Annotated in this window: 22 protein-coding genes and 2 pseudogenes; 4 read left to right on the top strand and 20 right to left on the bottom strand. The window is 67.9% G+C overall.

Features of this window, described 5'->3' with window-relative positions; genetic code table 11:
* Positions 1-1,215, bottom strand: a complete 1,215-nt coding sequence (gene hisZ, locus H6717_09005) for an ATP phosphoribosyltransferase regulatory subunit (protein ID MCB9577150.1) — start codon at positions 1,213-1,215, stop codon at positions 1-3.
* 167 nt (positions 1,216-1,382) lie between these two features.
* Here hisZ and H6717_09000 point away from each other — a divergent pair, with 167 nt between their 5' ends.
* Positions 1,383-2,114 (top strand): chlorite dismutase family protein, encoded by a 732-nt coding sequence (locus H6717_09000; GenBank protein MCB9577149.1) that lies wholly within the window; start codon positions 1,383-1,385, stop codon positions 2,112-2,114.
* Positions 2,111-2,782 (top strand): HAD-IA family hydrolase, encoded by a 672-nt coding sequence (locus H6717_08995; protein MCB9577148.1) that lies wholly within the window; start codon positions 2,111-2,113, stop codon positions 2,780-2,782. Before H6717_09000 ends, H6717_08995 begins: the two co-directional genes overlap by 4 nt.
* On the opposite strand, the gene H6717_08990 is transcribed toward H6717_08995, so the two are convergent.
* The 5 genes and pseudogenes from H6717_08990 to H6717_08970 all read right to left on the bottom strand — a co-directional run bounded on the left by H6717_08990 (position 2,767) and on the right by H6717_08970 (position 7,540).
* Positions 2,767-3,465 (bottom strand): J domain-containing protein, encoded by a 699-nt coding sequence (locus tag H6717_08990; GenBank protein ID MCB9577147.1) that lies wholly within the window; start codon positions 3,463-3,465, stop codon positions 2,767-2,769. The genes H6717_08995 and H6717_08990 overlap by 16 nt on opposite strands.
* A 1,268-nt stretch (positions 3,466-4,733) precedes the next feature.
* Positions 4,734-4,898, bottom strand: a pseudogene (locus H6717_08985) (MerR family transcriptional regulator).
* A 14-nt stretch (positions 4,899-4,912) separates the two neighbouring features.
* Positions 4,913-5,326 (bottom strand): hypothetical protein, encoded by a 414-nt coding sequence (locus H6717_08980; GenBank protein MCB9577146.1) that lies wholly within the window; start codon positions 5,324-5,326, stop codon positions 4,913-4,915.
* 5 nt (positions 5,327-5,331) lie between these two features.
* Complete coding sequence (locus tag H6717_08975) at positions 5,332-6,435, bottom strand: metallophosphoesterase (GenBank protein ID MCB9577145.1); 1,104 nt, start codon at positions 6,433-6,435, stop codon at positions 5,332-5,334.
* Between the two features lie 103 nt (positions 6,436-6,538).
* A complete protein-coding gene (locus H6717_08970) occupies positions 6,539-7,540 on the bottom strand; it encodes a hypothetical protein (GenBank protein MCB9577144.1) in 1,002 nt (333 codons plus the stop codon).
* A gap of 237 nt (positions 7,541-7,777) precedes the next feature.
* Between H6717_08970 and H6717_08965 the strand changes: the two genes are divergently transcribed.
* Positions 7,778-8,365: a hypothetical protein gene (locus H6717_08965; protein MCB9577143.1), complete on the top strand. Its 588-nt coding sequence runs from the start codon at positions 7,778-7,780 to the stop codon at positions 8,363-8,365.
* Between the two features lie 79 nt (positions 8,366-8,444).
* Entirely contained in the window at positions 8,445-9,458 is a 1,014-nt protein-coding gene (obgE, locus tag H6717_08960; GenBank protein ID MCB9577142.1) for a GTPase ObgE, read from the top strand.
* A 462-nt stretch (positions 9,459-9,920) separates the two neighbouring features.
* Here obgE and H6717_08955 read toward each other — a convergent pair.
* The 14 genes and pseudogenes from H6717_08955 to pdhA form a co-directional block, all read right to left on the bottom strand.
* Positions 9,921-10,112: pseudogene (locus H6717_08955) on the bottom strand (hypothetical protein).
* 234 nt (positions 10,113-10,346) lie between these two features.
* The gene (gene dnaB / locus H6717_08950; protein ID MCB9577141.1) at positions 10,347-11,861 is read right to left on the bottom strand and encodes a replicative DNA helicase; all 1,515 of its coding nucleotides are present in this window, start codon (positions 11,859-11,861) and stop codon (positions 10,347-10,349) included.
* Positions 11,862-12,057: 196 nt separating this feature from the next.
* Entirely contained in the window at positions 12,058-12,519 is a 462-nt protein-coding gene (locus H6717_08945; protein MCB9577140.1) for a 50S ribosomal protein L9, read from the bottom strand.
* A 12-nt stretch (positions 12,520-12,531) separates the two neighbouring features.
* The gene (locus tag H6717_08940; GenBank protein MCB9577139.1) at positions 12,532-12,795 is read right to left on the bottom strand and encodes a 30S ribosomal protein S18; all 264 of its coding nucleotides are present in this window, start codon (positions 12,793-12,795) and stop codon (positions 12,532-12,534) included.
* A 5-nt stretch (positions 12,796-12,800) separates the two neighbouring features.
* Positions 12,801-13,346 (bottom strand): 30S ribosomal protein S6, encoded by a 546-nt coding sequence (gene rpsF, locus H6717_08935; protein MCB9577138.1) that lies wholly within the window; start codon positions 13,344-13,346, stop codon positions 12,801-12,803.
* A 56-nt stretch (positions 13,347-13,402) separates the two neighbouring features.
* Entirely contained in the window at positions 13,403-13,972 is a 570-nt protein-coding gene (locus H6717_08930; GenBank protein ID MCB9577137.1) for an aminoacyl-tRNA hydrolase, read from the bottom strand.
* Positions 13,969-14,628: a 50S ribosomal protein L25 gene (locus H6717_08925; GenBank protein MCB9577136.1), complete on the bottom strand. Its 660-nt coding sequence runs from the start codon at positions 14,626-14,628 to the stop codon at positions 13,969-13,971. The genes H6717_08930 and H6717_08925 overlap by 4 nt, the downstream gene beginning before the upstream one ends.
* Positions 14,629-14,672: 44 nt before the next feature.
* On the bottom strand, positions 14,673-15,620 hold the full coding sequence (locus tag H6717_08920; protein MCB9577135.1) for a ribose-phosphate pyrophosphokinase: 948 nt from the start codon (positions 15,618-15,620) through the stop codon (positions 14,673-14,675).
* 122 nt (positions 15,621-15,742) lie between these two features.
* Positions 15,743-15,943 carry a hypothetical protein gene (locus H6717_08915; protein ID MCB9577134.1) on the bottom strand — a complete coding sequence of 67 codons (201 nt, stop codon included), beginning with the start codon at positions 15,941-15,943 and terminating at the stop codon, positions 15,743-15,745.
* Between the two features lie 37 nt (positions 15,944-15,980).
* Positions 15,981-17,453, bottom strand: a complete 1,473-nt coding sequence (locus H6717_08910; protein MCB9577133.1) for a protein kinase — start codon at positions 17,451-17,453, stop codon at positions 15,981-15,983.
* Positions 17,454-17,458: 5 nt separating this feature from the next.
* The gene (locus H6717_08905) at positions 17,459-18,472 is read right to left on the bottom strand and encodes a hypothetical protein (GenBank protein ID MCB9577132.1); all 1,014 of its coding nucleotides are present in this window, start codon (positions 18,470-18,472) and stop codon (positions 17,459-17,461) included.
* 135 nt (positions 18,473-18,607) lie between these two features.
* Complete coding sequence (locus H6717_08900; protein ID MCB9577131.1) at positions 18,608-19,996, bottom strand: 2-oxo acid dehydrogenase subunit E2; 1,389 nt, start codon at positions 19,994-19,996, stop codon at positions 18,608-18,610.
* Positions 19,997-20,006: 10 nt separating this feature from the next.
* Entirely contained in the window at positions 20,007-20,981 is a 975-nt protein-coding gene (locus tag H6717_08895) for an alpha-ketoacid dehydrogenase subunit beta (GenBank protein ID MCB9577130.1), read from the bottom strand.
* 34 nt (positions 20,982-21,015) lie between these two features.
* Entirely contained in the window at positions 21,016-22,143 is a 1,128-nt protein-coding gene (gene pdhA / locus H6717_08890; GenBank protein MCB9577129.1) for a pyruvate dehydrogenase (acetyl-transferring) E1 component subunit alpha, read from the bottom strand.
* Positions 22,144-22,155 lie beyond the last annotated feature (12 nt).

The following is a 22,155-nucleotide window of genomic DNA, read 5'->3' as shown; positions in this document are numbered from 1 at the left end:
CTAGCTCTCCTCAGGCTCGCGCGACGCGAGCAGCAAGCTCTGGACTTCGACGGCGACCTCCGCCGGAGTCGATGGGTTCAGGCGCTCGGTGACGCCATCGCTGACACGGGTGAGGCCCTTCGCGTCGAGCACGTGCGAGTAGCGCCAAGCGCGAGCGTAGTCCAGCGCGGCCCCATTGCCGACGGCAGCGGGGACCCCGCGGGAGCGCAGAGCTTCGAGCAGCTCCGTCGCGTCCTCCAGGGCGACCAGCACGCGCGCGCGGACGCCGTGCTCCGTCGCAGCGCCGAGAGCCCACGCCAGGTTGTCCAGATCCAAGGCGCAGCCGGCGGCCGGCGTGGGGCGACCGAAGCGCGCGAAGAGGCCGTCGTAGCGCCCGCCGGAGCCCACGGCCTCCCCCGGGCCTTCCGCCAGGATCTGGAACGTGACGCCGGTGTAGTAGGCGAGATGGCGCACCTCGCCCAGATCGACCACCAAGGTGGGCACCAAGGGCGCCACCGCTTGCGCTACGCCCTCGAGCTCCGCCAAGGCCGGCGCCGCCGGGGTGCTCCCGAGCACGGCGTGGGCGCGGGACCACACGTCCCCCTCGCCGCTGAGCTCCGCCAGCGCCACCAGGGCCCGGGCGATGGTCGCGTCCACGCCCGCCGCCGCGGCGAGCCGCGCGAGGCTCTCGCTGTCCTTCACCGACAGGGCTTCGATCAACGCGGAGCGGTGCTCGGCCGGAGCTACGTCCAAGAGCGCACCGGCGATGCGCGGATGTCCGAGATCCACGGTGAAGTCCCGAAGCCCCGCGGCGCGCACGGCGCGCGACGCCACGCCGACGACCTCCACATCGCCCGCCAGCCCCGGCCGTCCCACCAGCTCGATGCCGGCTTGGGGGATCTGGCGATGACGCCGAGCACGCTCTCGGCGCAGGCGCACCACCGACCCCTCGTAGCAAAGCCGAATGGGCAGCGGCGCCGCCGCCAGTCGCGACACGACCAAGCGTGCGATCTGCGGGGTCATGTCGGGACGCAGGGCGACCACCTCGCCGCTCTCCGGCTCGACGAAGCGGAGCACCTCCCGCGGATCCAGCGCACCCAGGCCCCGCTCGAGGACCTCGGCGTACTCGAACACCGGCAGGGTGATGCGCTCGTAGCCGCACACGGAAAACGCGTTCACCGCAGCGCGCCCGAGCTGGCTCTGGCGCAGCGCCTCTTCGGGCAGCAGATCGCGCATCCCGGCGGGAAGTGGGTGCGCTGGAGCTCCGGAATCCTGCACGCGGCGGAGCTTACCACCGAGATCCCGGCCCGCGTGAAGGGCTTGGGGCCGGCCCGGAAATAGCGGACGAGCCCTTACATCGGGCGTCACTTCGTGTGACATTCTGTGCCCCTCTGGAGCGAATCATGGCGGAAGAAAGCAACACCCCCGACGTCCTCGAGCACGGTGCCCCCAAAGACGGCGCCGAGCAGTCGATGGACCGCCGCTTGTTCATGCAGCTGCTCGCCTTTCAATGTGCGAGCGAAGTGAGCGTCGGCGAGGCGATCAAGAGCCTCGGCATCGCGCTCGACAAGCGCAAGGCGCGCGCGGTGATCTACGAGGACGTGAACCACCCCATGGGCCTGGCGGTGTTGTCCTTCAGCGAGGACCCCACGGACTTCGTGGACAAGACCCGCGCCGCCATCGGCGAGGTGCACGGCCTCGAGCTCCGTCCCGAGCTCACCATGCTGGGCCGCAGCTACAGCAGCGGCTTCGAGCCGGATCTCGAGTACTGGCTCCTGGATCGGCCGGCGCAGACGGTGCTGAACCCGGAGTGGCCCTGGGCCGTCTGGTATCCGCTCCGGCGCAGCGGCGCCTTCGAGAAGCTCGAGCCCCGGGAGAAGGGCGGCATCCTCCGGGAGCACGCGACCATCGGCAAAGCCTACGGCCACGCGGACTTGGCCCACGACATTCGTCTCGCCTGCCACGGCCTCGACGCCAACGACAACGAGTTCGTCATCGGCCTGGTGGGCCGTACGCTACACCCCCTCTCTCACGTGGTGCAGCGCATGCGCGGCACCCGGCAGACGAGCGAGTACATCGTGCAGATGGGCCCGTTCTTCGTGGGCCGTTCGGTCTGGCGCTCGGAATCGAAGTGAGCCGCCCGCGAGCGGTCGTCTTCGATCTCGACGGCACGCTGCTCGACTCCCGCCTCGACATCGCGCGGGCTGCGAATCGCGCTCTCTGCGCCCACGGCTTTCCCGAACGGAGCGTGGACGAGATCGTCGGCTTCGTCGGCGATGGCGCGCGGCTGCTCGTCAGCCGCGCGCTGAACTTCGCCGACGCGGATCCTCGAGTCGACGCGGTGCTCCAGACCTTTCTTGACGACTACACGGCCCATGCCGTGGTTCACAGCCGCCTCTTGCCCGGCGCCCGCGAGGCCCTCGACGCCCTCGATGGCCTGCCCTTGGCGCTGTGCACGAACAAGCCGCGCGCCACCACCGACGTCGTGCTCGAAGCGCTCGACCTCGCGCGTCACTTTCGTGTGGTCCTGGCCGGGGGCGACACGCCGGAGAAGAAGCCCGATCCGGCACCGCTCCTCGCCGTGGCGGAGCGGCTGGGCCTGCCACCGGCGGCGCTGGTGATGGTGGGCGACGGTCCGCAGGACGTGCTCGCGGGACGGGCCGCCGGCTGCGTCACGGTGGCGGTGGTGGGTCCTCTGGTCCCTCGCGATTGCCTCGCGGAGCTGTCCCCCAACGCGCTCCTCGATGGCCTCGACCAGCTCCCGGCGCTGGTGGAGCGCTGGCGCGCTCAAGCCACGAGCTGATGATACGCCGCGCTGATCTCGGCGAAGCGCTTCAGTAGCTCCGCTTTCTGAGCCTCGCTCGCCCGGGGGTGGCGGTCGGGGTGTACGTCGCGGGCGAGCTTGCGAAACGCGCGCTGCACGTCCTCCGGCCTCGCCTGCGGACCGAGGCCCAACACCGAGAGCGCGCGCACGCGGCCGCGGTCGGGGCGCACGGGGGCCGACCGCTGGCGCCGGCCATCGCGAGCACGGGGTCGCCCGTGCAAGAACTCGTGGGGCGAGAGCGGCACCCGAAGCTCCGCGCCCTTGCGGAAGGCCACGCGAAAGCGGAGCGCGGCGTCGCTGACGGCGAACAGCGCGTCCAGCTTGAGCCGGAGCTGACGCCGGAGGGCCGCGGCCACCAGATCCGGGCTCACGGCCTGGGCCGCTACCAAGAGCTCCCCGGCACGCTTGCCGGGCGACGCGATCAGCGCGCGCGCCAGCCAGCGCAGGGCGCCATCTCCGACCAGCCCTTCGCGGCGCATCAGCTCGCCCAAGCGCGCGACCGACAGCGGCGTCTCGATCTGACTGATCAGCCCGCCCACCAGGTGGATGCGATGCTCGCGTCCCGCCTCCACCAGCTCGAGCACGCCGGTGGCGCGATCGCGATGGAGCGTTCCCAGCAAGTCGCCGAGAGTGGTCGCGCCGAGACGACCGGGAAGTCGCATTCCTTCGCGGGTATCGCGAACCCAACGCGACGGCCAAGTTGTCGTCAGCTCGGCCTCGGAGCCAACCTGTCACAGGCCGCCGCCAGGGGGCCTTCGGGATCCACGGCCCGCGCCCGCGCCAGATGCTGCTCCGCCGCCTCGCTGTCCCCACGTTCCAGCAGCAAGCGGGCGAGGCACAGCCGCGCGTTGCCCTCGATGCTGGCGCGAGCGGCGGCGGGCACGCGTCCCGGCGCCGCGCCCAGCACCGCCAGCGCTCGCTCCAGATCTGCTTTGGCGCGCTCCCCGCGCCCCAGCGCCGCGGGCAACACGGAGGTGATCTGGCCGCGGCGCAAGTGCCCGAGGGCGGACGCCAAGGGGTCGGCGTCGAGCTCCGGCGTGGCTCGCTCGAGGCGGCTCAGGGCCGGAACCGCGCTCTCGAGCACGCCGCCCTCGCCCACCAAGGCCGCTCCGAGCTCGGCTTCTCCCAGCAGGATCTCCCCGAGCGGAAAGCCCCCCGTGCGCTCCGCCGCGGCCCCCAGGGCGCGGAGGCCGGAGACGTGCGCCACCAGCAGCTCCGCCCGAGGGCGGAGCTCGCCCTTCACCTTGGGCGGGAGCTTGCCGAGCTCGCTCGGTCTGAGAGCGAACAGGTGCCACACCAGATCGTTGGCCGCCGCCGCGTCACCCTGTCGTGCCCGCTCGTCGAGGGCGGCCACCCGCGCGGGCTCTTCCAGCCGAGCGAGGGCGCGGGGGCTCAGCGGCAGCGAGCGCGTCTTGTCGATGTCCTTGGGCGCGCGCTCGATGGCCTCGAGCAGGCCCTCCACGATGCGGCGAAGCATCCAATCGCGATAGGCCGTGAGATAGCGCGCCACCGCGCTGCGGCCGGAGCGCAGCGCCTGCACCCCCGTGGGCAGATCGCCCCGGCGCAGCACGACATCGAAGAAGGCCGCGGCCTCGGCGTCGACCAAGCGGCTGAGCTCCCGAGCGCACACGCGCAGATCTTCGAGGGTGAGCTCCCGCGCGTCGCCGTCCAGCGACAGCGCCTCGGCGACGGCCGCCAGCACCCGCGCCTGAGTGGGATCCTTCGGCTCGACGCGATCCACCCCGGGGCCCAGGAGCCCGAGCTCCAGCGCCACCCGCAGCGTCTCGTCGTCTGGCGTGGGAGCCTCCATCCTGCCGATGGCCGGATCGATGCTCAGCACGTCCGCCAGGGTCAGGGCATCCCGACTCCGGGAACCCGAAAGCCCTGCGTTCAAGATGCTGCGTATCACTGGGATAGGTAAGTACTTTTCGTCACGCAAGTGGCGCACAAAACGGAGCCGTTCGAGGTGCGCGTCGTCGTAGTACGCGAGGGTTCGACCCGCCTTCTCCGGGGGCGGTAGGAGTCCTTCACGCAAGTAGAAGTGGATGGTCTCGCGCGGCACGTTGCTCTCCCGCACCAGCTCCGCCATCCGCATGCGGCGGCGCGCCATCAGCGGGGTTCCTGAATGGCTCCCACCACGACCTCCGCCGTCACCGTGCGATGGCCGGGCACGCAGCTCCGCTTGCCCCCCGGACACAGCACCCAGCGAGCGCGGACGCTGAGCTTCGCCCGTCCCTCCCGCGACGCCGCCAAGCTCAAGGGCAAGCGGATCCGGGTCGGAGTGCGGGCCGTCGCTTGGCTGGGCCCAACGCGGGCTCGGAGCGGAGTGGCCATGTCCGGAGCCGAAGTCACCACCGCGTCTGCCCAGGTGAGCTGCCCCTGCCGTGCCTCCACCTCCAGCTCGCACAGGACGCGTCCCGGGGAGGCTTCCTGACGACACGCAAGGCGCGCGTCGACCGCCTCCGGCTCCGCGGCCGCCGCCGGAAGCGCAAACAAGACGATGAGCCACAGCGATCGCTTCATGAAAGTCAGGATTGGTAGAGGACCGGCTCGTTCTCCCGATGAACGCCGTGCCAACGGAGCAAGGAGGTCTCCGGACGGCCGTCGGGGTCGTACTCGATGAGCGCGTAGGTGAGCCCATTCTCCTGCCCCAGGTGCTGCACGTCCAGATTGATCATGCGCACCCAACTACCGGTATTCACGTAGATTTTCCCGCCTTCCAGGGCGCGCACCTTGGGACCGTGGGAGTGACCCACGATCAACGTGTGGACGCCGTGGAGCCGCCGGAGCGTCTTGATCACCGCGGCGTCGAAGTCGGCGATGGCAAAGATCTCCTCCTTCAGCACCAGCGGTAGCGCGCGCAGCTTGGCCAAAACACCGCGCACCGTGCGTAGGCGTTTGGCCATGAAGTGCACGATGGTCCGCAGACAGAAGCCGATGGTGAACCTGAAGTCGAAGAGCAGCGACCCGAGCAGAAACCGTCGAAATGGCACGACCTGATCGATGTGCGGTCGGCGCCGCTTGGCGGGATACAGCACCTCCATGCACCACAGGCTGCCCCAGGGCAGCGCCAGCACGCGCTCGCCGTCGCCGTCGTCCACCGTGACCGCGCGATAGTCCATGCGGTGGATGGCCTCGAACTGGTGACCGTGGCGGATCTGGATGCCTTCCGGCAGGGAGTACACGTCCGACGCGGTGATGAACCGCAGGCGACTGCTGGACGCCCCGGGCGCAATGTACTTCTTGAGCACGTCCTGCACCGCGGGCAGGAGCAGCTCCGGATCGTGATTGCCGGGTATGTAAGTGATGCGCTTGCCGGGCCGCTCCAAAAACGCCCTGAGCGCGGTGACCACCCGAGGGTGCCCCTCCAGGCAACGCTGCATCTTGTCGATGGCGAGGGCTTCGGTGATCTTCACCGGCCAGCCGCCGTCTACCTCCACCTTCATGAGGTCGAAGATGTCCCCGTTCAGGATCAGCTCCACCTCGAACTCGGCGTACTTGCCGGTGGAATAGAAGTCGACGAGCTCCGCCAGACGTTCGTCGTGGTGGAAGTCCTCCAGCGGATTGAACGCGCCCCGGCGACGCCCGGTCCCGAGGTGGGTGTCGCTCAGAATCACGCGTATCCGCTGCATCGACGTCCACTGTTCTCGCGCCTTTTCCGCGCCGGACCAACAAAAAAGACCTGCTGTCTTCGAGGGTTTTGTCGGTTCGGCGCGGGCACGCCGCGCTCGGCCCTCAGCTGGCGCTGGGCGGCGCGTAGAAGTCGACCAGACGAATCACCTCGGGGGACAGGCGCACGCTCATCTTGGTCTGCTCTCCGATGGGATCCCCGCCGATCTGGAACACCGTGGGCGGGTCCATCTCGATGGTGATGGCGTCGACGAGGTAGTCGAAGACGACGTCCGGGTTGTGGTACTCGCCCCGCCAGATCTCCGGGAAGTTCTTGACGAACGCCACCGGGCTGATGGTCGAAACCCGCAGCTGCATGCGATCGTCCCGCTCCTCCGCGAACGGAAAGAAGCGGAAGCCGAAGCCGTAATACGGGATGCTGCCGAGGGCAGCGACGCGGGCGGGGCCTTCGTAGAGCACCTCGCCCTTGGGCACCGGGTAGCCCATGATCTCGCCGCTGCCGCCCACGCGGTAGGCGTCCCCGCCGTCGTTGATGACGCGGCAGTGCGGCACGGGGCGAATGAAATAGCTCGGGATGGAGCGCGTGACGCTCGAGACCACGTACGAGAGAGGGCCCGCGGCGTAGCGCTTGAGGACCGTCTTCGATAACAGCTTACGGACCTCGGAGTAGTCCGAGAGCACCACGGCATCCACGCCGAAGCCGCAGAAGGGCGTGATGAAGCCCTGCACCTCGCACAAGCGCACCGGTCGACTGCCCGCGTCCTCGTGCAGGCGCTGGATGTCGGCGGCGAGGCCCCGGCCCTTGGCGCGGCTCGCCCCCACCACCCAGGCCAGGGCGTTGCCGGTGCCGAGCTTGAGCAAGCCGAAGCGCGGCAGCGGGCGCTGTTGCGCGCGCGCTTCCCGCACCACCTCGGTCACCATCACCGTGAAGGTGCCGTCGCCACCACCGGTGAGGACGGTTCCGTAGCCGCGATCCACCAGCGTGCGGGCGATGTCCCGGCTGTCCTCCAGGCGATGGGAAACGAACAGGTCCCCACCCATCAGGATCTGGTCGAGGGTGGAGATCACCTCGTCGTTGACGCTCTTGGCGTTGCCATTGACCACCACTGCGATGCGCTCCCGGGGGGGCGGCGGAATGCTGGGGGTCCGGGGCTCGGCGGCCGGCTCGCTCATCGGCCACAGATCTAGCGGGCCGTCGCGTCGGTAACAATGCTTCGCATCGGCCCGGACCTTTCCTCGGGGTGGACCCGTCCCAGAGGGACAAGAAGCGCCGCAAACTGGCGCGCAGCTTCGCGCTGACCTACGCTCGCCCCGGAGGCGAGGGATCGACTCGCACTTGGGGTGATGACGAAGAAGTCCGCGAGGGGATCAGCAAAAAAGAAGAAGCCGGCTGCCGGCGGGGCGAAGAAGCGCGCGAGCAAGGCCGCTACGGCCAAGGCGGGCGCCCGGGGAACCGCTCCGTGGGTGGCCCGGCACGCGGCCAAACACGCCGCGGAAGCCCGCCAGCGCAACACGGCGCCCATCCCGCCCGGCAGTGCCCGGGCCACCCTGCGGGTGCCGGAGAAGGCCGATCTCATCAAGGAGCGGATCGGCGCCCTGCACACGGCCATGGGTGAGATCCGGGCCCTGCGAAAGAACCTCACCACCGGGTTCTTCGCCCTCGGGAGGGTGCTGGCGCGGATCAAGGAAGAGGAGCTGTACGCGGCCAAGGGGTTCGGCAGCTTCGAAGCGTTCGTGGAGCGCGAGCTGGATCTGGGGCGCAATACCAGCCTGGCGCTGGAGCGAGCATGCCATGTGTTTCAGGAAGAGGCGGCGCTCAAGTACGGCATGCAGGCCGTGATCGCCGCGCTCGCAACCCTGGACGAGGCCGCCCAACCGCGCACTGGCACTTCCGCGCCGCTGCCACTGAAACCGCCGGGCAAACGACGGTAGAAGGTCTTGACGCGGGGGCCGGCTGTATAGAGGCTGCCGGCCCCATCATGACGCCTTCCCTCTCCTCGCCCGGCTGACCATGCGCTTCATCGACGAGTGCGAGCTGACGGTGGAGGCCGGTGACGGCGGGCGCGGGGTCGTGGCCTTCCGCCGGGAGAAGTACGTGCCCTTCGGCGGCCCCGCGGGGGGCGACGGCGGCCGCGGCGGCGACGTGGTGTTGGAAGCCGACAGCGGAAAGAACACGCTGTACGACCTGAAGCACGTGCGCATCGTCCGCGCGGACCGCGGCCAAGACGGCGGGGGCAAGGACAAGTACGGCCGCGCCGGGAGCGATCGCGTGGTGCGGGTCCCGCTCGGAACCATCGTGTTCGACGCGGACTCCGGCAACCGTCTGTGTGAGCTGACCAAGAGCGAGGATCGCTTCGTGGTGGCCTCCGGCGGCAAGGGCGGGCGCGGCAACAAGCACTTTGCAACGCCGGTGGACCGCGCACCGCGCAAGTCGGAGCCAGGTGGACCGGGCGAGAAGAAGCACCTCCGCCTCGAGCTCAAGGTGATGGCCGACGTGGGGCTCCTGGGCTTCCCCAACGTGGGCAAGAGCACCCTGATCCGCGCCGTGAGCCGAGCGCGGCCCAAGGTGGCGGACTACCCCTTCACCACCCTGGTGCCCCACCTCGGCGTGGTTCACGTCGGGGACACCGGGCGGGGCCTTGGTCGCACCTTCGTGATCGCCGACATCCCGGGTCTGATCCCGGGCGCCAGCGAGGGCACCGGACTCGGCATCCGTTTCCTTCGTCACGTGGAGCGCACGCGAGTGCTGTTGCACCTGGTGACGTTCACGGGGGAGCCGAATCGCTCACCTTTGGACGACTACAAGGCGATCCGCGCGGAGCTGTCGCTGTTCAATCCCGACATGATCGGGCGCCCGGAGCTGGTGGCGATGACCAAGGCCGACCTGCCCGACGTTCAAGATGCCTACGAAGAGACCAAAGCCGCATTCGCCGCCGAGGGCATCGAGCTCAGGTTGGTGAGCGCCGCGACCCACGAAGGGCTCGACGACTTGATGCACGAGCTGTCGGAAATGCTGATGCTTTAGCGGCAGCTGCCGCCCGGAGCGGCGCACGAGCTCTTCACTGCGCTCATCGAATCCAGCACCTCGATGGGCGGCATGTACACCGGACCGGCGGGGATGGAGAGCGCCTGGGCGAGCTCCGGAGGAACCACCGCGTAGTAGCCGCCGGCGACCGGCGTTTGCGGCAGCGCCGGGGCGCCTGGCAAAGGCGGCGGAGCTCCGCCACCGCCGCCACCACCACCACCGATGATGGCGCCCACGCACTGCTGCCCGCAGTTGCTGGCCAGACACGAGAAGGCTTGGAATGCCTGTATCGCCGCGTTGAAGTCGCCCGAGAAGCAACTGAAGATGCAGCTCAGATTGAAGCCGCCGCAACTGGTGACGGCGCACACCACGCCGCTGGCGCAGCCCGGGTTATTGAAGCACGCGTTCACCTGACCGGAACAGCTCTGTTCTGCGCACTGCACGCAGGTGGCGATCGGTCCGCTATCTGGGAACGGGAACGCGTCGAAGAAGTTGCCGCCATCGGTGGGACCGCCGCCGGTGCCCGCGAAGCCCCCGGTGCCCGCGAAGCCCCCGGTGCCCGCGAAGCCCCCGGTGCCCGCGAAGCCCCCGGTGCCCGCGAAGCCCCCCGTGCCCGCGAAGCCCCCGGTGCCCGCGAAGCCCCCGGTGCCCGCGAAGCCGCCAGTGCCCGCGGAACCGCCGGTGCCTGCCATGGCGCCGAAACCACCTTCGGCACCAAAGCCGCCGCCGCCAAGCCCGCCGTCGAGGGGGTTATCGAGCAGGAAGTCCTCGGGATCCGAACGGCCGCAGGCGCTGGCGATCAACGAGCCAGCGCACAGCGTGAGGACGAGGACCAACGGGCGCTTAAGGTGAGCCATGGCCGTAGGCTACCCCACGCTGGCAGCCTTGTCAGGGCATGCCCGCGTCGAAGTCGTCCATCTCGTCGAAATCGTAGTCGCTGGTCGCGAGATTGTCGAAACGGGTGAACTCTGCAGTGAACTTGGTCTTCACCGAGCCCGTCGGGCCGTTACGTTGCTTGGCCACGATGATCTCCGCGATGCCTTTGTCGGGGCTGTCGCGGAAGTAGTACTCGTCCCGGTAGATGAAGATGATGGTGTCGGCGTCCTGTTCGATGGCGCCGGATTCACGCAAGTCGCTGAGCTGCGGACGCTTGTCCTTGGTCGTGCGGGTTTCCACGCTGCGGTTCAGCTGCGAGAGCGCCAGCACCGGAACGCCCATCTCCTTGGCCAGCTGCTTCAACCCGCGGGAAAGCTCGCTGATCTCCTGCTCGCGGCTACCGGCGTCGCGCCGCCCCTGCATCAGCTGCAGATAGTCGATCACCACCAGGCCGAGCTTCTTCGCACGAATGCTCCCGTCGCGATTGCCGCGGGCGAGCTCCGCTTGCAGGCGCCGGATCTTGGCGCGCAGATCCAGAAGGGTGATCGCTGGCGTGTCGTCGAGCCACAGGGGAACGCGACCGAGGCGCGCCGCCGCTTCCGTCAGCTTGTTCCAATCCTCCCGCCGCATGTCGCCGCTACGGATGCGCGACACGTCCACCCGCGCCTCGCTGGCCAACAGACGCGAGGCCAGCTGCTCGCGGGGCATTTCCAACGAGAAGAAGGCGACGCCGTCCCCCGGCTCTTCCACTCCGCCCTCGCCATAGGGGTCGTCGGGATCCGCCACCTCCGCCTGCCGCGGAGATGCGACGTTCACCGCGAGGTTCAATACGAAAGCCGTCTTCCCCATGCCGGGACGCCCCGCCACGATGTACAGATCTCCGGAGTGCAGTCCGGCGATCTGCTTGTCCAAGCGAGAGAAACCCGTGGGCGTGCCGGTGACCGCGCCGCCGCGGCGAGCGGCGTCCGCCAGGATCTGGAAGGCGCCGTGGATGGCGTCCTTCACGGGCACGATGGTCGAGCCCTCCGGGATACGCGCGATGTCGAACACCGCCTGCTCGGCGGCATCGATGAAGCCCTGCACGTCCCCGTAGTCGCCATAGCCTTCCGCCGCGAAGCGTTGGCAGGTCGAGATCAGCTGACGCACGCGCCACTTCTCACGAATCACCCGAGCGTGATGCTCCACGTGGGCGACGGCCGGCGTGGCGTCCGCGAGCTGCGCCAGGTAGGGGGTGCCGCCGACCTGCGCGAGCCGCTCCCGGTCCCGCAAGAACCCCGCGACGCTGACCAGGTCCACCGGGCGCCCGGAGCTCTGTAGCTCCAGCACCGCCTCGAAGATGCGGCGGTTCGCCTCGGAGTAGAAGTGCTCCGGCAGCAGGATCTCTTGTACCCGGTCGAAGGCGTCGCTGGCGAGCAGCACCGCCGACAGCACCGCGCCTTCGGCATCCAGATCCTGAGGTGGAACACGTCCCGCCACCGGCACGAGCTCTTGGGGTCGCTCTCGCTTTTGCTGTCTCTCCGCCAGCATCCGTCAGTCTCCCTCGAAAGGGGCCAAAGTCCCGTCGGCTCGGTCAGGCAATGTCAGTACTCCCCGCCCCCCAGCTTGCTCAGAGGCCATCCACCGGTTTTCCCCAGGGCTCCAAATGCACCGCACCCCGGGAGCCGGTGGGCCCTCGGGGTGCAGCGCTGACCATTGTCAGAGCAGGAGTCGGCTGTCAATCAGCTCAGCTCTGCTTGACGACCTCCACCCGGAGCATGGCCGTAACCTCCGAGTGCAGCTTGAGAGGAACCTCCGACAGACCGAGCTGTTTGATCGGCTCGGACAACGTGAGGCGCTTCTTGTCGAACTCGAGGCTGTGCTGGGCTTTGTAGGCTTCCTCGATGTCCTTGCTCGTGACGGAGCCGTACATCTTGTTTTCATCGCCCACCGCACGCTCGAGCTTGATGCTCACGGACTCCAGCTTTTGCGCAAGCTCCTTGGCGTCCGCCAGAGCCTTCTCCGCCTTGACCGCAGCCATGCGCTTGAGCTCTCCGATGCGCGCCAGGTTGGCGTGCGTGGCGGGGACGGCGAGTCCCCGAGGGATCAGGAAGTTGCGCGCGTAGCCCGGTCGCACGCGCACGACGTCGCCGCTGGTGCCGAGGTTCTCCACGTCGTCCTGAAGTACGACTTGAATCGCAGTTGCCATGGTTCGCCTCCGTCAGCCGCTCGCGGTGAACGGCAAGAGCGCGATGTTCCGCGCACGCTTGATGGCCAGGGTGAGCTCCCGCTGATGCTTGGCGCAGGTACCGGAAATCCGCCGAGGCACGATCTTGCCGCGCTCGGTGATGAAGTACCTGAGAGCCTGCGGGTCCTTGTAGTCGATGGTGAGGCTTTCGTCGGAGCAGAAGCTGCAACCACGACGACGGCCACGCCGAAACGCAGAGCCTTCCGCGGAACGCGCGCTGCTCTTCTCGGATTGCATGGTCATCAGTCCTCTTCCTCCTCTTCCTCGTCCTCTTCTTCGCCCTCTTCGCTACCGTCCCCGCGGTCGCGGTCGCGGTCGCGGTCGCGGTCGCGATCACGGTCCGGATCCGGCGGCGCTTCCACCAAGCCGAGCTCCTGCTCGAGGGTCTCTTCCGGCTCGTCGTCCGCCGGCGGCTCGACCGCGTCGAACTTCACGGTCTCGGGATCGATCGCCACTTCGGCCGGGTCCACGTCGTCCCGCACCTGGACGGTCTGATACTTGATCACGTCGTCGAGCATGCGGAGGTTGCGCTCGAGCTCGCTGACGAGCTCGCCACCACCGAGGTACTTCACGTACACGTAAACGCCGCGCTTGCTCTTGCCCACGGGATAGGCCAGCTGACGGCGGCCCCAGGTCTCCACGCGGGTGAGCCGGCCACCAACCTTGTCGACCACCTCTCCGACGCGATGCGCGACCTTCTCCGCGTCGTCCTTCTGGACCGCTGCGCGGAGAATGTAGATGGTCTCGTATTCGCGCGCCCTGGGCGCGCTCTGTGTCTCAGTCGTCATGTTTCTCCTCTCGGGCTTTGGCCCCCAGGCGAATGGGAGCAAGGAGCCCCGACGCCTCAAGCGCGCCGGTTGATCACGTTCATTGCCGCCTCGCGACCTTCACGAACGAAGAGCACGAGGGCCTTCGCGGCTCGCTCCACGTGCTCCTGCACCTGGGGTCGGTCCGCGAGGGGGAAGCCTTCTAGCACAAAATCTGCGACGGTACCCCCGAAGTTCTGCTCCGGACGCCCGATCCCGAAGCGCAGCCGGGCGTAGTCGGAAGTGCCCAGCTCTTGGCTGATACTCCGAAGCCCTCGGTGGCCCGCGTCCCCCCCGCCCTGTTTCAGTCGCAGCGTGCCGAGCGCCAGATCCAGCTCGTCGTGAACCACGACCAGATCGGCGCTATCGAGCTTGAAGTAGTCCATGGTCGCCCGCACGCTGCGCCCGGACTCGTTCATGTAGGTCTCGGGCTGCAGCACCAGAACGCGCCTGGAGTCCAGCATCACGTCCGCCAGCCGCCCATGGAAGCGCGAGCGAAACGCGCCGCCGCCGAGCTCCACGAGCTTTTCGGCGACGGCGAATCCGATGTTGTGACGCGTGCTCGCGTAGCGCGGGCCGGGATTGCCCAGGCCAACGACGAGGATCACGCCTTGGCGTCAGGCTTGGCGTCGGCCTTCGTGGCTTCGCCCGCGGGCGCGGCACCCGGCGCGGCCTCGGCAGCGGCCTCGTCCTCGGCCTCGCCGCGCTTCTTCTCCGTGACCACCGCGGCCACGGTCTGCTCAGCCGGCAACCGTACCGACACGCCCTCGGACAGGGCGAGGGCAGAAACGGGCACGCTGTCGTCCAGGTCCAGCTCCGAAACGTCGTGGGTGATCTTCACCGGGATCTGGTTCGGCAGGCAGCGGATGGGCAGCTTGCGGAACACCTGCCGCAGGATGCCACCGGTCACCACGCCCTTGGCCTTGCCCGTGAGCTCCAGCGGAACGTCCACCTCGACGGGCTTGTCCATGTGAATGTGGAGGAAGTCCGCGTGCAGGAGCTCGCGGGTGACCGGATGGTACTGGTAGTCGGCGAGCAGCGCGGTGAGGGTGTCGCCACCTTCCACATGGAGCTCCACGACGGAGTTCCGCCCGTGCTCACTCCCGAGAACGTTCATCAAGTCCTTGGGGGACACGGAAAGCGTCGTTGCCGACAGGTCCTTGCCGTACGCGACGGCAGGAATGTGACCCGTCGCGCGCAAGCGGCGCGCGTTGCCTTTGCCGCCATCGGGCCGGCGGGATGCGACGATTTTGATCTGCTCCATGACGCTTATTGCCTTCCGTGACCTTTACGAAACTCCGATAATCCTCACACGAACAACGAGCTGACCGAGTCGCTGTTGTGGATGCGCCGAATGGCCTCACCGAGCAGGCGCCCGATGGACAGCACGCGAATCTTGCTGCAGCCCTTGGTCTCCTCGGACGGAGCGATGGAATTGGTAACCACCACCTCTGTCAGCGGAGACTCCTCGATGCGCTGCACCGCCGGCCCGCTCAAAACGCCGTGGGTGGCACACGCCACGACGGATCTCGCACCGTAGTCCATCACCGCGCGGGCCGCGTTGCACAACGTTCCGGCGGTATCGATGATGTCGTCGATGATGATGCAATCGCGTCCTTCGACGTCGCCGATCAAGTGCATCACCTCGCTCACGTTCGCCGCTTCACGTCGCTTGTCGATGATGGCGAGGGAAGCTCCCAGCCGCTTGGAGTAGGCGCGAGCGCGCTCCACGCCTCCCGCGTCCGGGGATACGAACACGGCGTCCTCGTTGAAACGCAGCTTCAGGTAGTCGTCCAAGAACACCGGCAGTGCGTACAAGTGATCGAACGGGATGTTGAAGAACCCTTGGATTTGGCCCGCGTGGAGATCCACGCACAGCACGCGGTTCACGCCGGCAGCCACCAACAGATCCGCCACCAGCTTGGAGGTGATGGGCGTGCGGGGCGCCACCTTGCGGTCTTGGCGCGCGTAACCGTAGTAAGGGATCACCGCGGTGATGGATTCCGCTGACGCGCGGCGCAGCGCATCGCACAGGATGAGCAGCTCCATCAGGTTGTCGTTCACCGGAGAGCTGGTCGGCTGCACCAGATAGGTGTCGAGACCGCGAACGTTCTCGCGAACTTCGCAGAACGTCTCTCCGTCACTGAAGCGGCTGACCCGCGCCTCGCCCAGAGGCGTGCCCAGGACCTTGGCGATTTCCTCCGCCAGCTCCGGATTCGCGTTGCCGGAAAATACTAGGATTCTCTTGACGGCCACGGCTCGCCTGCCTGGTCGGAATGCTTCAAGTTAGCGAAAGGACGGGAGTTCCTTCCGCGGGGGCCCAAATTCGAGGGCGCGACAACTAGCAGCCGAACCGGCGACTGTCAACGCGACCCGACTCAGGCGTGCTCCCGAGCCCAGTCGTACGCGGTGTAGGCGGAGGCGATGTGGCAAATCCAGCCCAAGAAGCCCCCCGAACCGATCCACAGGCCCGGGGTCACGATGAGCCAGAAGATTCCTCGCAGGAACTTGCCATTGTAGAACTGGCCGACCCCCGGGACGATCAGACTGAGAACGGCGGCGACCCCGGGCTTGCTCATCCCCGTCAAGGTCGGTTCGGCCCGCAGGCCTGTCAAGTCAACGGTAGGGGTTGCTGGGCAGATCGTCTCCACCCTTCTTGGTGGGCGGAGACGACGGGGGCCGCGACACGGCTGGGGCGTGGCGCACCGGCGTGGGCTCCGCCTTCGGCTCTTCTACGACGGATGCGCTGGGCGCCGGAGCGCTCTCGACGGGCGCCACCGAAGCACTCGGTACCGCGGAAGGGGTCGGCACCGACGGCGCGGTAGCGGTCACCATGGGGGCCGCGGTGGCCGGAGCCGCCGTCGTTCGACCCAAGAACCACGCCCCGGCGCCGACCGCGCCCATGCCGAGCAAGGCCAACACGGCGATCAACACGCCCCGCGACTTGCGCGGCGGCTCGGCGACTGGCCCGTAGGTGCTGATGCTGTGGGGCGTCGCGACGCTGGTGACCCCGGAGCGGTCCATTGTGGTTGCCGACACGCTCGACGCCGGCGACTCACGGGTCGGCAGCTGGATCTGACTCGGCTCGCTGCGCGCCAGCCATCCGCGTACGGCTTCGCGCTGCTGCGCGATTTCGTTGCCGAGCACCTCCGACACGTACGCCGCGAGCTCCCGCGACGACGCGATCTTTTCGACCTTGGTCGCGGCACGCTCGAGGGCGTCGGCGAACTGGGCACAATTGGCGAAGCGCGCCTCGCGGTCGCGATTCAACGCCTTCATGCAGACTTCCGCGATCTCCGGCGGGACGTCGGCCGCCACGGTCGTCACTTCCGCGATCTCTTCCGACAGCACACGGGAAAGCGTCGCCGCTTCGTTCTCCGCCTTGAACAGCCGACGCCCGGCGAGCACCTCCCACAGCACGATGCCGCCGGCGAATACGTCGGCGCGGCGGTCGATGTCGCTCTTGCCCATGGCCTGCTCGGGCGCCATGTACGCGATCTTGCCTTTGAGCTGTCCGACCCGCGTGGCCGACAGCCGCGACGCCGCGCGTGCCACGCCGAAGTCGGTGATGCGGCAGATGCCGTCCAAGCCCACCAGCACGTTCTGCGGCGACACGTCGCGATGCACGAGGCCCGTGGGCTGCCCCATTTCGTCCTTGAGCTCGTGCGCAGCATGGAGCCCGGCGAGCATGTCGATCACGACGCGCAGGGCGATCTCCCGCGGCAGGCGCTGCCCGCTGGTCGCCGCGCGCGCCAGCAGACGCGCGAGCGTGTCCCCCTCGATGTACTCCATCACGAGGTAGTAGCCGCGATCACTGGCCCCCACCTCGAGGATGCTGACCACGTTCGGGTGGTGGATCCCCGCGGCGAGACGCGCCTCGTCCAAGAACATCTCGACGAACTCTCGCTCCGCAGCCAGATGCGGATGCAACCGCTTGATCGCGACGAAACGCTGAAAGCCTCCGACGCCCGACAGCCGAGCGAGGAACACCGTCGCCATCCCGCCGGACGCGATCTCCGCGACCAACTCGTAGCGGTCGATGTGCTGGCGCCCCTCCAGCTTCACGTCGATGAGCCGTGCCGCGACCACCGCCCTCAGAACCTCCCTCGCGCTCCGACCGCCCCCACGCCGACCCACGGCTCGACGGCCGCGCTCTTCTTCGGCGCAGAATCCCCGCCGCTCCAGTCCGTGAAGAACGCGCCGATCACGCCGGTCACCACGCCCAGCCCCGCCGTGACGCCGATGAGCACGTTGGTCCGCCGCTGCTTGTCGAGCCCGTCCTGGTAGGTAGGACAATCCGTGCCGAGCCCGGCACAGTCCTCACGCACCTTGTCCTTCCCAGGGTTGTTCTGGGTATCGATACCGCTCCAGATGGTGACGCCACCGGCCACCGCCGTGAGCCCGGCGCCCACGAAAAACACTGCCGGCGACATCCCCGAGCCCGGCTCGGGGGGAGGCGTGTCGTGGGTGGGCGGCGCTGGCGCGGTGGTGGGCGTGGGCGAGGTCGGCGTCGGAGTCTCGGGAGCTACCGTTGGCGGGTTCTCCGGCTCCGCCGGAGCCGTGAAGGACAGCTCGCTCTTGCCCCCCTTTTTGGCGGTCAGCTTCTCGGACTGGGAACGCCCACCTGACCAGCCCGCTCGCACCGTGTGCTCGCCCGGCTCCAGGAACAGCGTCCGCGCCGAAGACGCTTGGCCGTGGACCAACTTCGTGCCGACCACCAGATCGCACGGCTGATCGCAGCGCACGCGCACCCGCTGCAGCTGCTTGTCAGCGCGATCGAGGATCTTGCCCGCGGCCTTCGCCTTGTCCGTCTCCTTCGGATAGAGGTCGAGAATCAGAGCCGCGAGGACCGCCGCGCGGTCCAGCTGCCCCGCCTTCTCTCGCGCGCGCATCGCCAGCTCGAGCACCACCGCGCTGGGTGCATGTCGATCCGCGGCTTCGAAATGTTCCGCGGCGGCGACCCACTCCTTGTCCCGAAACGAGCGCTTGCCTTGATCGAACTCGTCCGCCGCCGCCTTGATGTCTTCCGCAGACGGCGCGTCGGCAAATGCCGGTGACGAAATGGCGACAATGGCCGAAAGCAGAATGCTCGATTTCCAGCGAGCCAACGTGATGTGCCCTCCAACTATCCTACGTACCGGACGCACGTCCGGTTCACGGATGACAGGCTACAACGGATCACGACCTTCGGCGAGGAAGCGGTATGGGTGCCGAAGCCACCTACACCGGCCCACACGATGGTCTCAACCCATGCTGACCAGTAGGCGATCCGGCTCTGCCAGCAGCGCGATGATGTCCTGGGCGAAGGCGGCGCCCACGTGGCCATCGATGATCCGGTGATCGAAGCTCAGGCTCAGGAGCATGACGTCCCCGATGACGATCTGATCGCCGCGAACCACGGGCTTTCGCTTCATCTCGTGAACGCCCAAGATCGCGACCTCCGGGTAGTTCACGATGGGCGTGGCGAACAGGCCTCCCTGCTTGCCCAACGAGGTGATCGTGAACGACGAGCCGCCCAGATCCTCCATCCGGAGCTTGCCGTCCCGGGCGTCGTTGCCGAGACGATCGATCTCCCGAGCCAGCTCCAGAATGCTGAGGCGATCCGCATTGCGAACCACGGGCACGGTGAGCCCTTGTTCCGTGGCCGCGGCGATGCCGATGTGGAAATCGTGCTTCAGCACCATCTCCTGTGCCGGATCGTCCACCAGGCAGTTCAGTGCGGGGTGCTTCTTAAGGGCCGCCACCACCGCCTTCACGATGAACGGCAGGTAGCTGAGCTTGATGCCCTCTTCCTCCGCGTACGGCTTGGTGCGCTCGCGCAGCGCCTTCAGCTCCGTCACGTCGCACTCGTCCACGTAAGTGAAGTGCGCCGCGGTGTGCTTGGAGCGCGCCATGTTCTCGTAGATGCGCTTGCGAATGCCACGGATGGGCTTGCGCTCGTCCTCGGCGGACTCCGCCGGCCGCGCTGCGGGCGCAGGGCGCTCCTCTGGCGAAGGTGCGCGCTCAGGGGTTGGCGCAGGGGCAGGCTCCGCCGCTCCGCCGCTCGAGAACCGTTCCACGTCCTCTCGAGTCACCCGATCCGCGGGGCCGCTGGGCGGGATGCGGCGCAGATCCACGCCGAGCTCTCGGGCCAGTCTTCGCGTGGCGGGAGCCGCAAGGGGCTTGTCGTTGAAGTAGCCACCATTGCTGCTGGATGCCGGAGCCGCCGCCGCCGGCGCCTTGCGCTCGATGTTCATCCCGGGGAGCGACTCCCGGATGTCTCCAACGGCGCTGGCCGCGGGACCCTCGTCCTTTTTCTTTTGTTGTTGGTCCGGCGCGCTGGCCGCGGGCTTCGCCGCCGTCGGCGCGTCCGCTTGCTTTGCCGGCGCGTCCGCGCTCGCCCCGGCGCCGCCACCGACGTCGAGCACCACGAGCACGTTGCCCACCGGTACCACGTCGCCTTCCTTGCCCTTGAGCGCGACGATACGTCCGGCCTTGGGCGCTCCGATGGTGACGGTCGCCTTGTCCGTCATCACCTCGACCATGTCCTGGTCTTCCTTGACGTCGTCCCCCTCCTGGACGAGCCAGCTCACGATCTCGCCTTCGGTCACGCCCTCCCCGATGTCCGGGAGCTTGAACTCGAAATTCGCCATGATGTCTCCGTCAGGCTCGCGCCGTCTCCAGCACCGCGGGCAAGATGCGATGGGACAGCGGCAGGTATTCCATTTCCAGCGTGTAGGGGAACGGCGTATCGAAGCCCGACACGCGCCGCGGCGGCGCCTCCAGGTGATAGAAGGCCTTCTCTGCCACCAGGCTCACGATCTCGCTGCCGAAGCCGCAAGTCTTGGGCGCTTCGTGCACGATGACCAGCCTCCCGGTCTTCTTGACGCTCTCGAGCACGGTCGTGATGTCCAGCGGCCACAACGTCCGCAGATCGATCACGTCGCACTCCACGCCCTCTGCCGAAGCCTTCTCCGCCGCGTCCAGGGCTTCGTAGAGCATCGCGCCGTAGGCGATGATGGTCACGCGGTCCCCCTCGCGCACCACCGCGGCGCTCTCCAGAGGCACGCGGTACTCGCCCTCGGGGACGTCCCCCTTGGCCGCACGGTAGATGCGCTTGGGCTCGAAGAAGAGCACCGGGTCCGGATCCTCGATGGACGAGAGCAACAAGCCCTTGGCGTCGTACGGATTGGAGGGGCACACCACCTTGAGACCGGCGACGTGAATGAAGTGCGCTTCGGGGTGCTGCGAGTGATAGTGGCCGCCGCGAATGCCGCCGCCCACGGGCGTACGGATCACCATCTTGGCCGGGTACTCCCCGCCGGAGCGGTAGCGGTACTTGGCGAGCTCACTCACGATCTGGTCGTAGGCGGGCCAGATGAAATCGGAGAACTGGATCTCCGGGATCGGAACCATGCCGTAGAGCGCCATGCCCACGGCGGTTCCGATGATCCCGCCTTCACTCAGCGGCGTGTCGATCACGCGGTCGTCGCCGAACTCGTCGAACAACCCGGCGGTCACTCGGAACACGCCGCCCACGCGGCCCACGTCTTCCCCCATCACGACGATCTTGTCGTTCTTCTTCATCGCGACGCGAAGCGCGTCGTTGATGGCCGAAACCATGTTCATCTGCGTCATCGGAGAACCTCGGGGTAACGCTCTTTGCCGGATCTCAGTGGTGAGACGGCGCTCGGGGACCGGACACGAGCTCGTCGCGCTGCTCTTTCAAGTGCCAGGGCAGCGTCGCGTACACGTCCTCGAACATCGTCTCGAGGGTGGGTGCCGCCGTGCTCTCAGCGGCGGATACCGCTTCCTTCACGCGGGCGTCGATCTGTTGGCGGAGGGACTCCTCCTGCTCCTGGCTCCAGCGGCGCTGCGTTTCCAGGTACTGCCGCAGCCGCTCCAGCGGATCCCGGGTGGCCCACGGCTCGAGCACCTTCTTGTCCCGGTAGCGAGTTGGGTCGTCACTCGTGGAGTGGCCGCCCATGCGGTAGGTCAGCGCCTCGATCAACGTCGGCCCGCCGCCCTGCGCCGCGCGTTCCACCGCCTTCCGAGTCGCTGAGATCACGGCGAACACGTCGTTGCCGTCCACCCGCACGCCCGGGACGCCGTAGGCGACACCCTTCTCGGCGAAGGTCTCGCTGGCCGTCTGCCGCTCCACTGGCACGCTGATGGCCCAGCCGTTGTTCCGGCAGAAGAACACCACCGGCGTCTTGAACACCCCGGCGAAGTTCATTCCGTTGTGGAACTCGTTGGAGCTGGTGGAACCATCCCCGAAGTACACCAAGCACACCAAGTCGTCCTTCTGGATCTTGGCGGCCCAGGCAAAGCCCGTGGCCTGAGTGATCTGCGTGCCGATGGGCGAGCTGACCGAACCCCAGTGGGCCGCACGGCAGGTGTAGTGATCCGGCATCTGCCGCCCCTTCACGGGATCGTTGGCGTTGCCGAACATGTTGTCGACGTAACGCTGGAACTGCATGCCCCGCAGCAGGGCAGCGCCGAACTCGCGGTAGCAGGGAAAGATCCAGTCTTGCTTCCGCATCGCGTAGGCGCTGCCGATGATGGCGGCCTCTTCTCCCAAAGAGCCGATGTGGAATCCGATGCGCCCCTGCCGCTGAAGAGTGACGAGACGTTCGTCCACGACGCGCGTGAGCAACATGTGCTGGTAGATGGCCACGACGTCGTCGAGGCCGAGCCGGGGGTCGTGCTCCGGCGCGAGGGTGCCGTCGTCCCTGAGCACGCGGACGACGTCTCCCCCCAGAGTCGGTGTCTCGGTGAAAGTTTGGGCTGCCGTGGTCATGTCGATTCGCGT

The sequence above is a fragment of the Polyangiaceae bacterium genome, assembly GCA_020633235.1.
Classification (GTDB): Bacteria; Myxococcota_A; Polyangia; order Polyangiales; family Polyangiaceae; genus JACKEA01.
The sequence above is the reverse complement of the archived record's forward strand: the minus strand, read 5'-3'. Positions and strand labels throughout refer to the sequence as shown.

Bases quoted from the DNA above. Each gene is read 5' to 3' on its own strand.
- H6717_08940 (MCB9577139.1), bottom strand. From the start codon at position 12,795: ATGCAATCCGAGAAGAGCAGCGCGCGTTCCGCGGAAGGCTCTGCGTTT.
- pdhA (MCB9577129.1), bottom strand. From the start codon at position 22,143: ATGACCACGGCAGCCCAAACTTTCACCGAGACACCGACTCTGGGGGGA.
- hisZ (MCB9577150.1), bottom strand. From the start codon at position 1,215: ATGCGCGATCTGCTGCCCGAAGAGGCGCTGCGCCAGAGCCAGCTCGGG.
- H6717_08900 (MCB9577131.1), bottom strand. From the start codon at position 19,996: ATGGCGAATTTCGAGTTCAAGCTCCCGGACATCGGGGAGGGCGTGACC.
- H6717_08895 (MCB9577130.1), bottom strand. From the start codon at position 20,981: ATGACGCAGATGAACATGGTTTCGGCCATCAACGACGCGCTTCGCGTC.
- rpsF (MCB9577138.1), bottom strand. From the start codon at position 13,346: ATGACGACTGAGACACAGAGCGCGCCCAGGGCGCGCGAATACGAGACC.
- H6717_08975 (MCB9577145.1), bottom strand. From the start codon at position 6,435: ATGCAGCGGATACGCGTGATTCTGAGCGACACCCACCTCGGGACCGGG.
- dnaB (MCB9577141.1), bottom strand. From the start codon at position 11,861: ATGCTGGCGGAGAGACAGCAAAAGCGAGAGCGACCCCAAGAGCTCGTG.
- H6717_09000 (MCB9577149.1), top strand. From the start codon at position 1,383: ATGGCGGAAGAAAGCAACACCCCCGACGTCCTCGAGCACGGTGCCCCC.
- H6717_08965 (MCB9577143.1), top strand. From the start codon at position 7,778: ATGACGAAGAAGTCCGCGAGGGGATCAGCAAAAAAGAAGAAGCCGGCT.
- H6717_08915 (MCB9577134.1), bottom strand. From the start codon at position 15,943: ATGAGCAAGCCCGGGGTCGCCGCCGTTCTCAGTCTGATCGTCCCGGGG.
- H6717_08945 (MCB9577140.1), bottom strand. From the start codon at position 12,519: ATGGCAACTGCGATTCAAGTCGTACTTCAGGACGACGTGGAGAACCTC.
- H6717_08990 (MCB9577147.1), bottom strand. From the start codon at position 3,465: ATGCGACTTCCCGGTCGTCTCGGCGCGACCACTCTCGGCGACTTGCTG.
- H6717_08925 (MCB9577136.1), bottom strand. From the start codon at position 14,628: ATGGAGCAGATCAAAATCGTCGCATCCCGCCGGCCCGATGGCGGCAAA.
- obgE (MCB9577142.1), top strand. From the start codon at position 8,445: ATGCGCTTCATCGACGAGTGCGAGCTGACGGTGGAGGCCGGTGACGGC.
- H6717_08980 (MCB9577146.1), bottom strand. From the start codon at position 5,326: ATGAAGCGATCGCTGTGGCTCATCGTCTTGTTTGCGCTTCCGGCGGCG.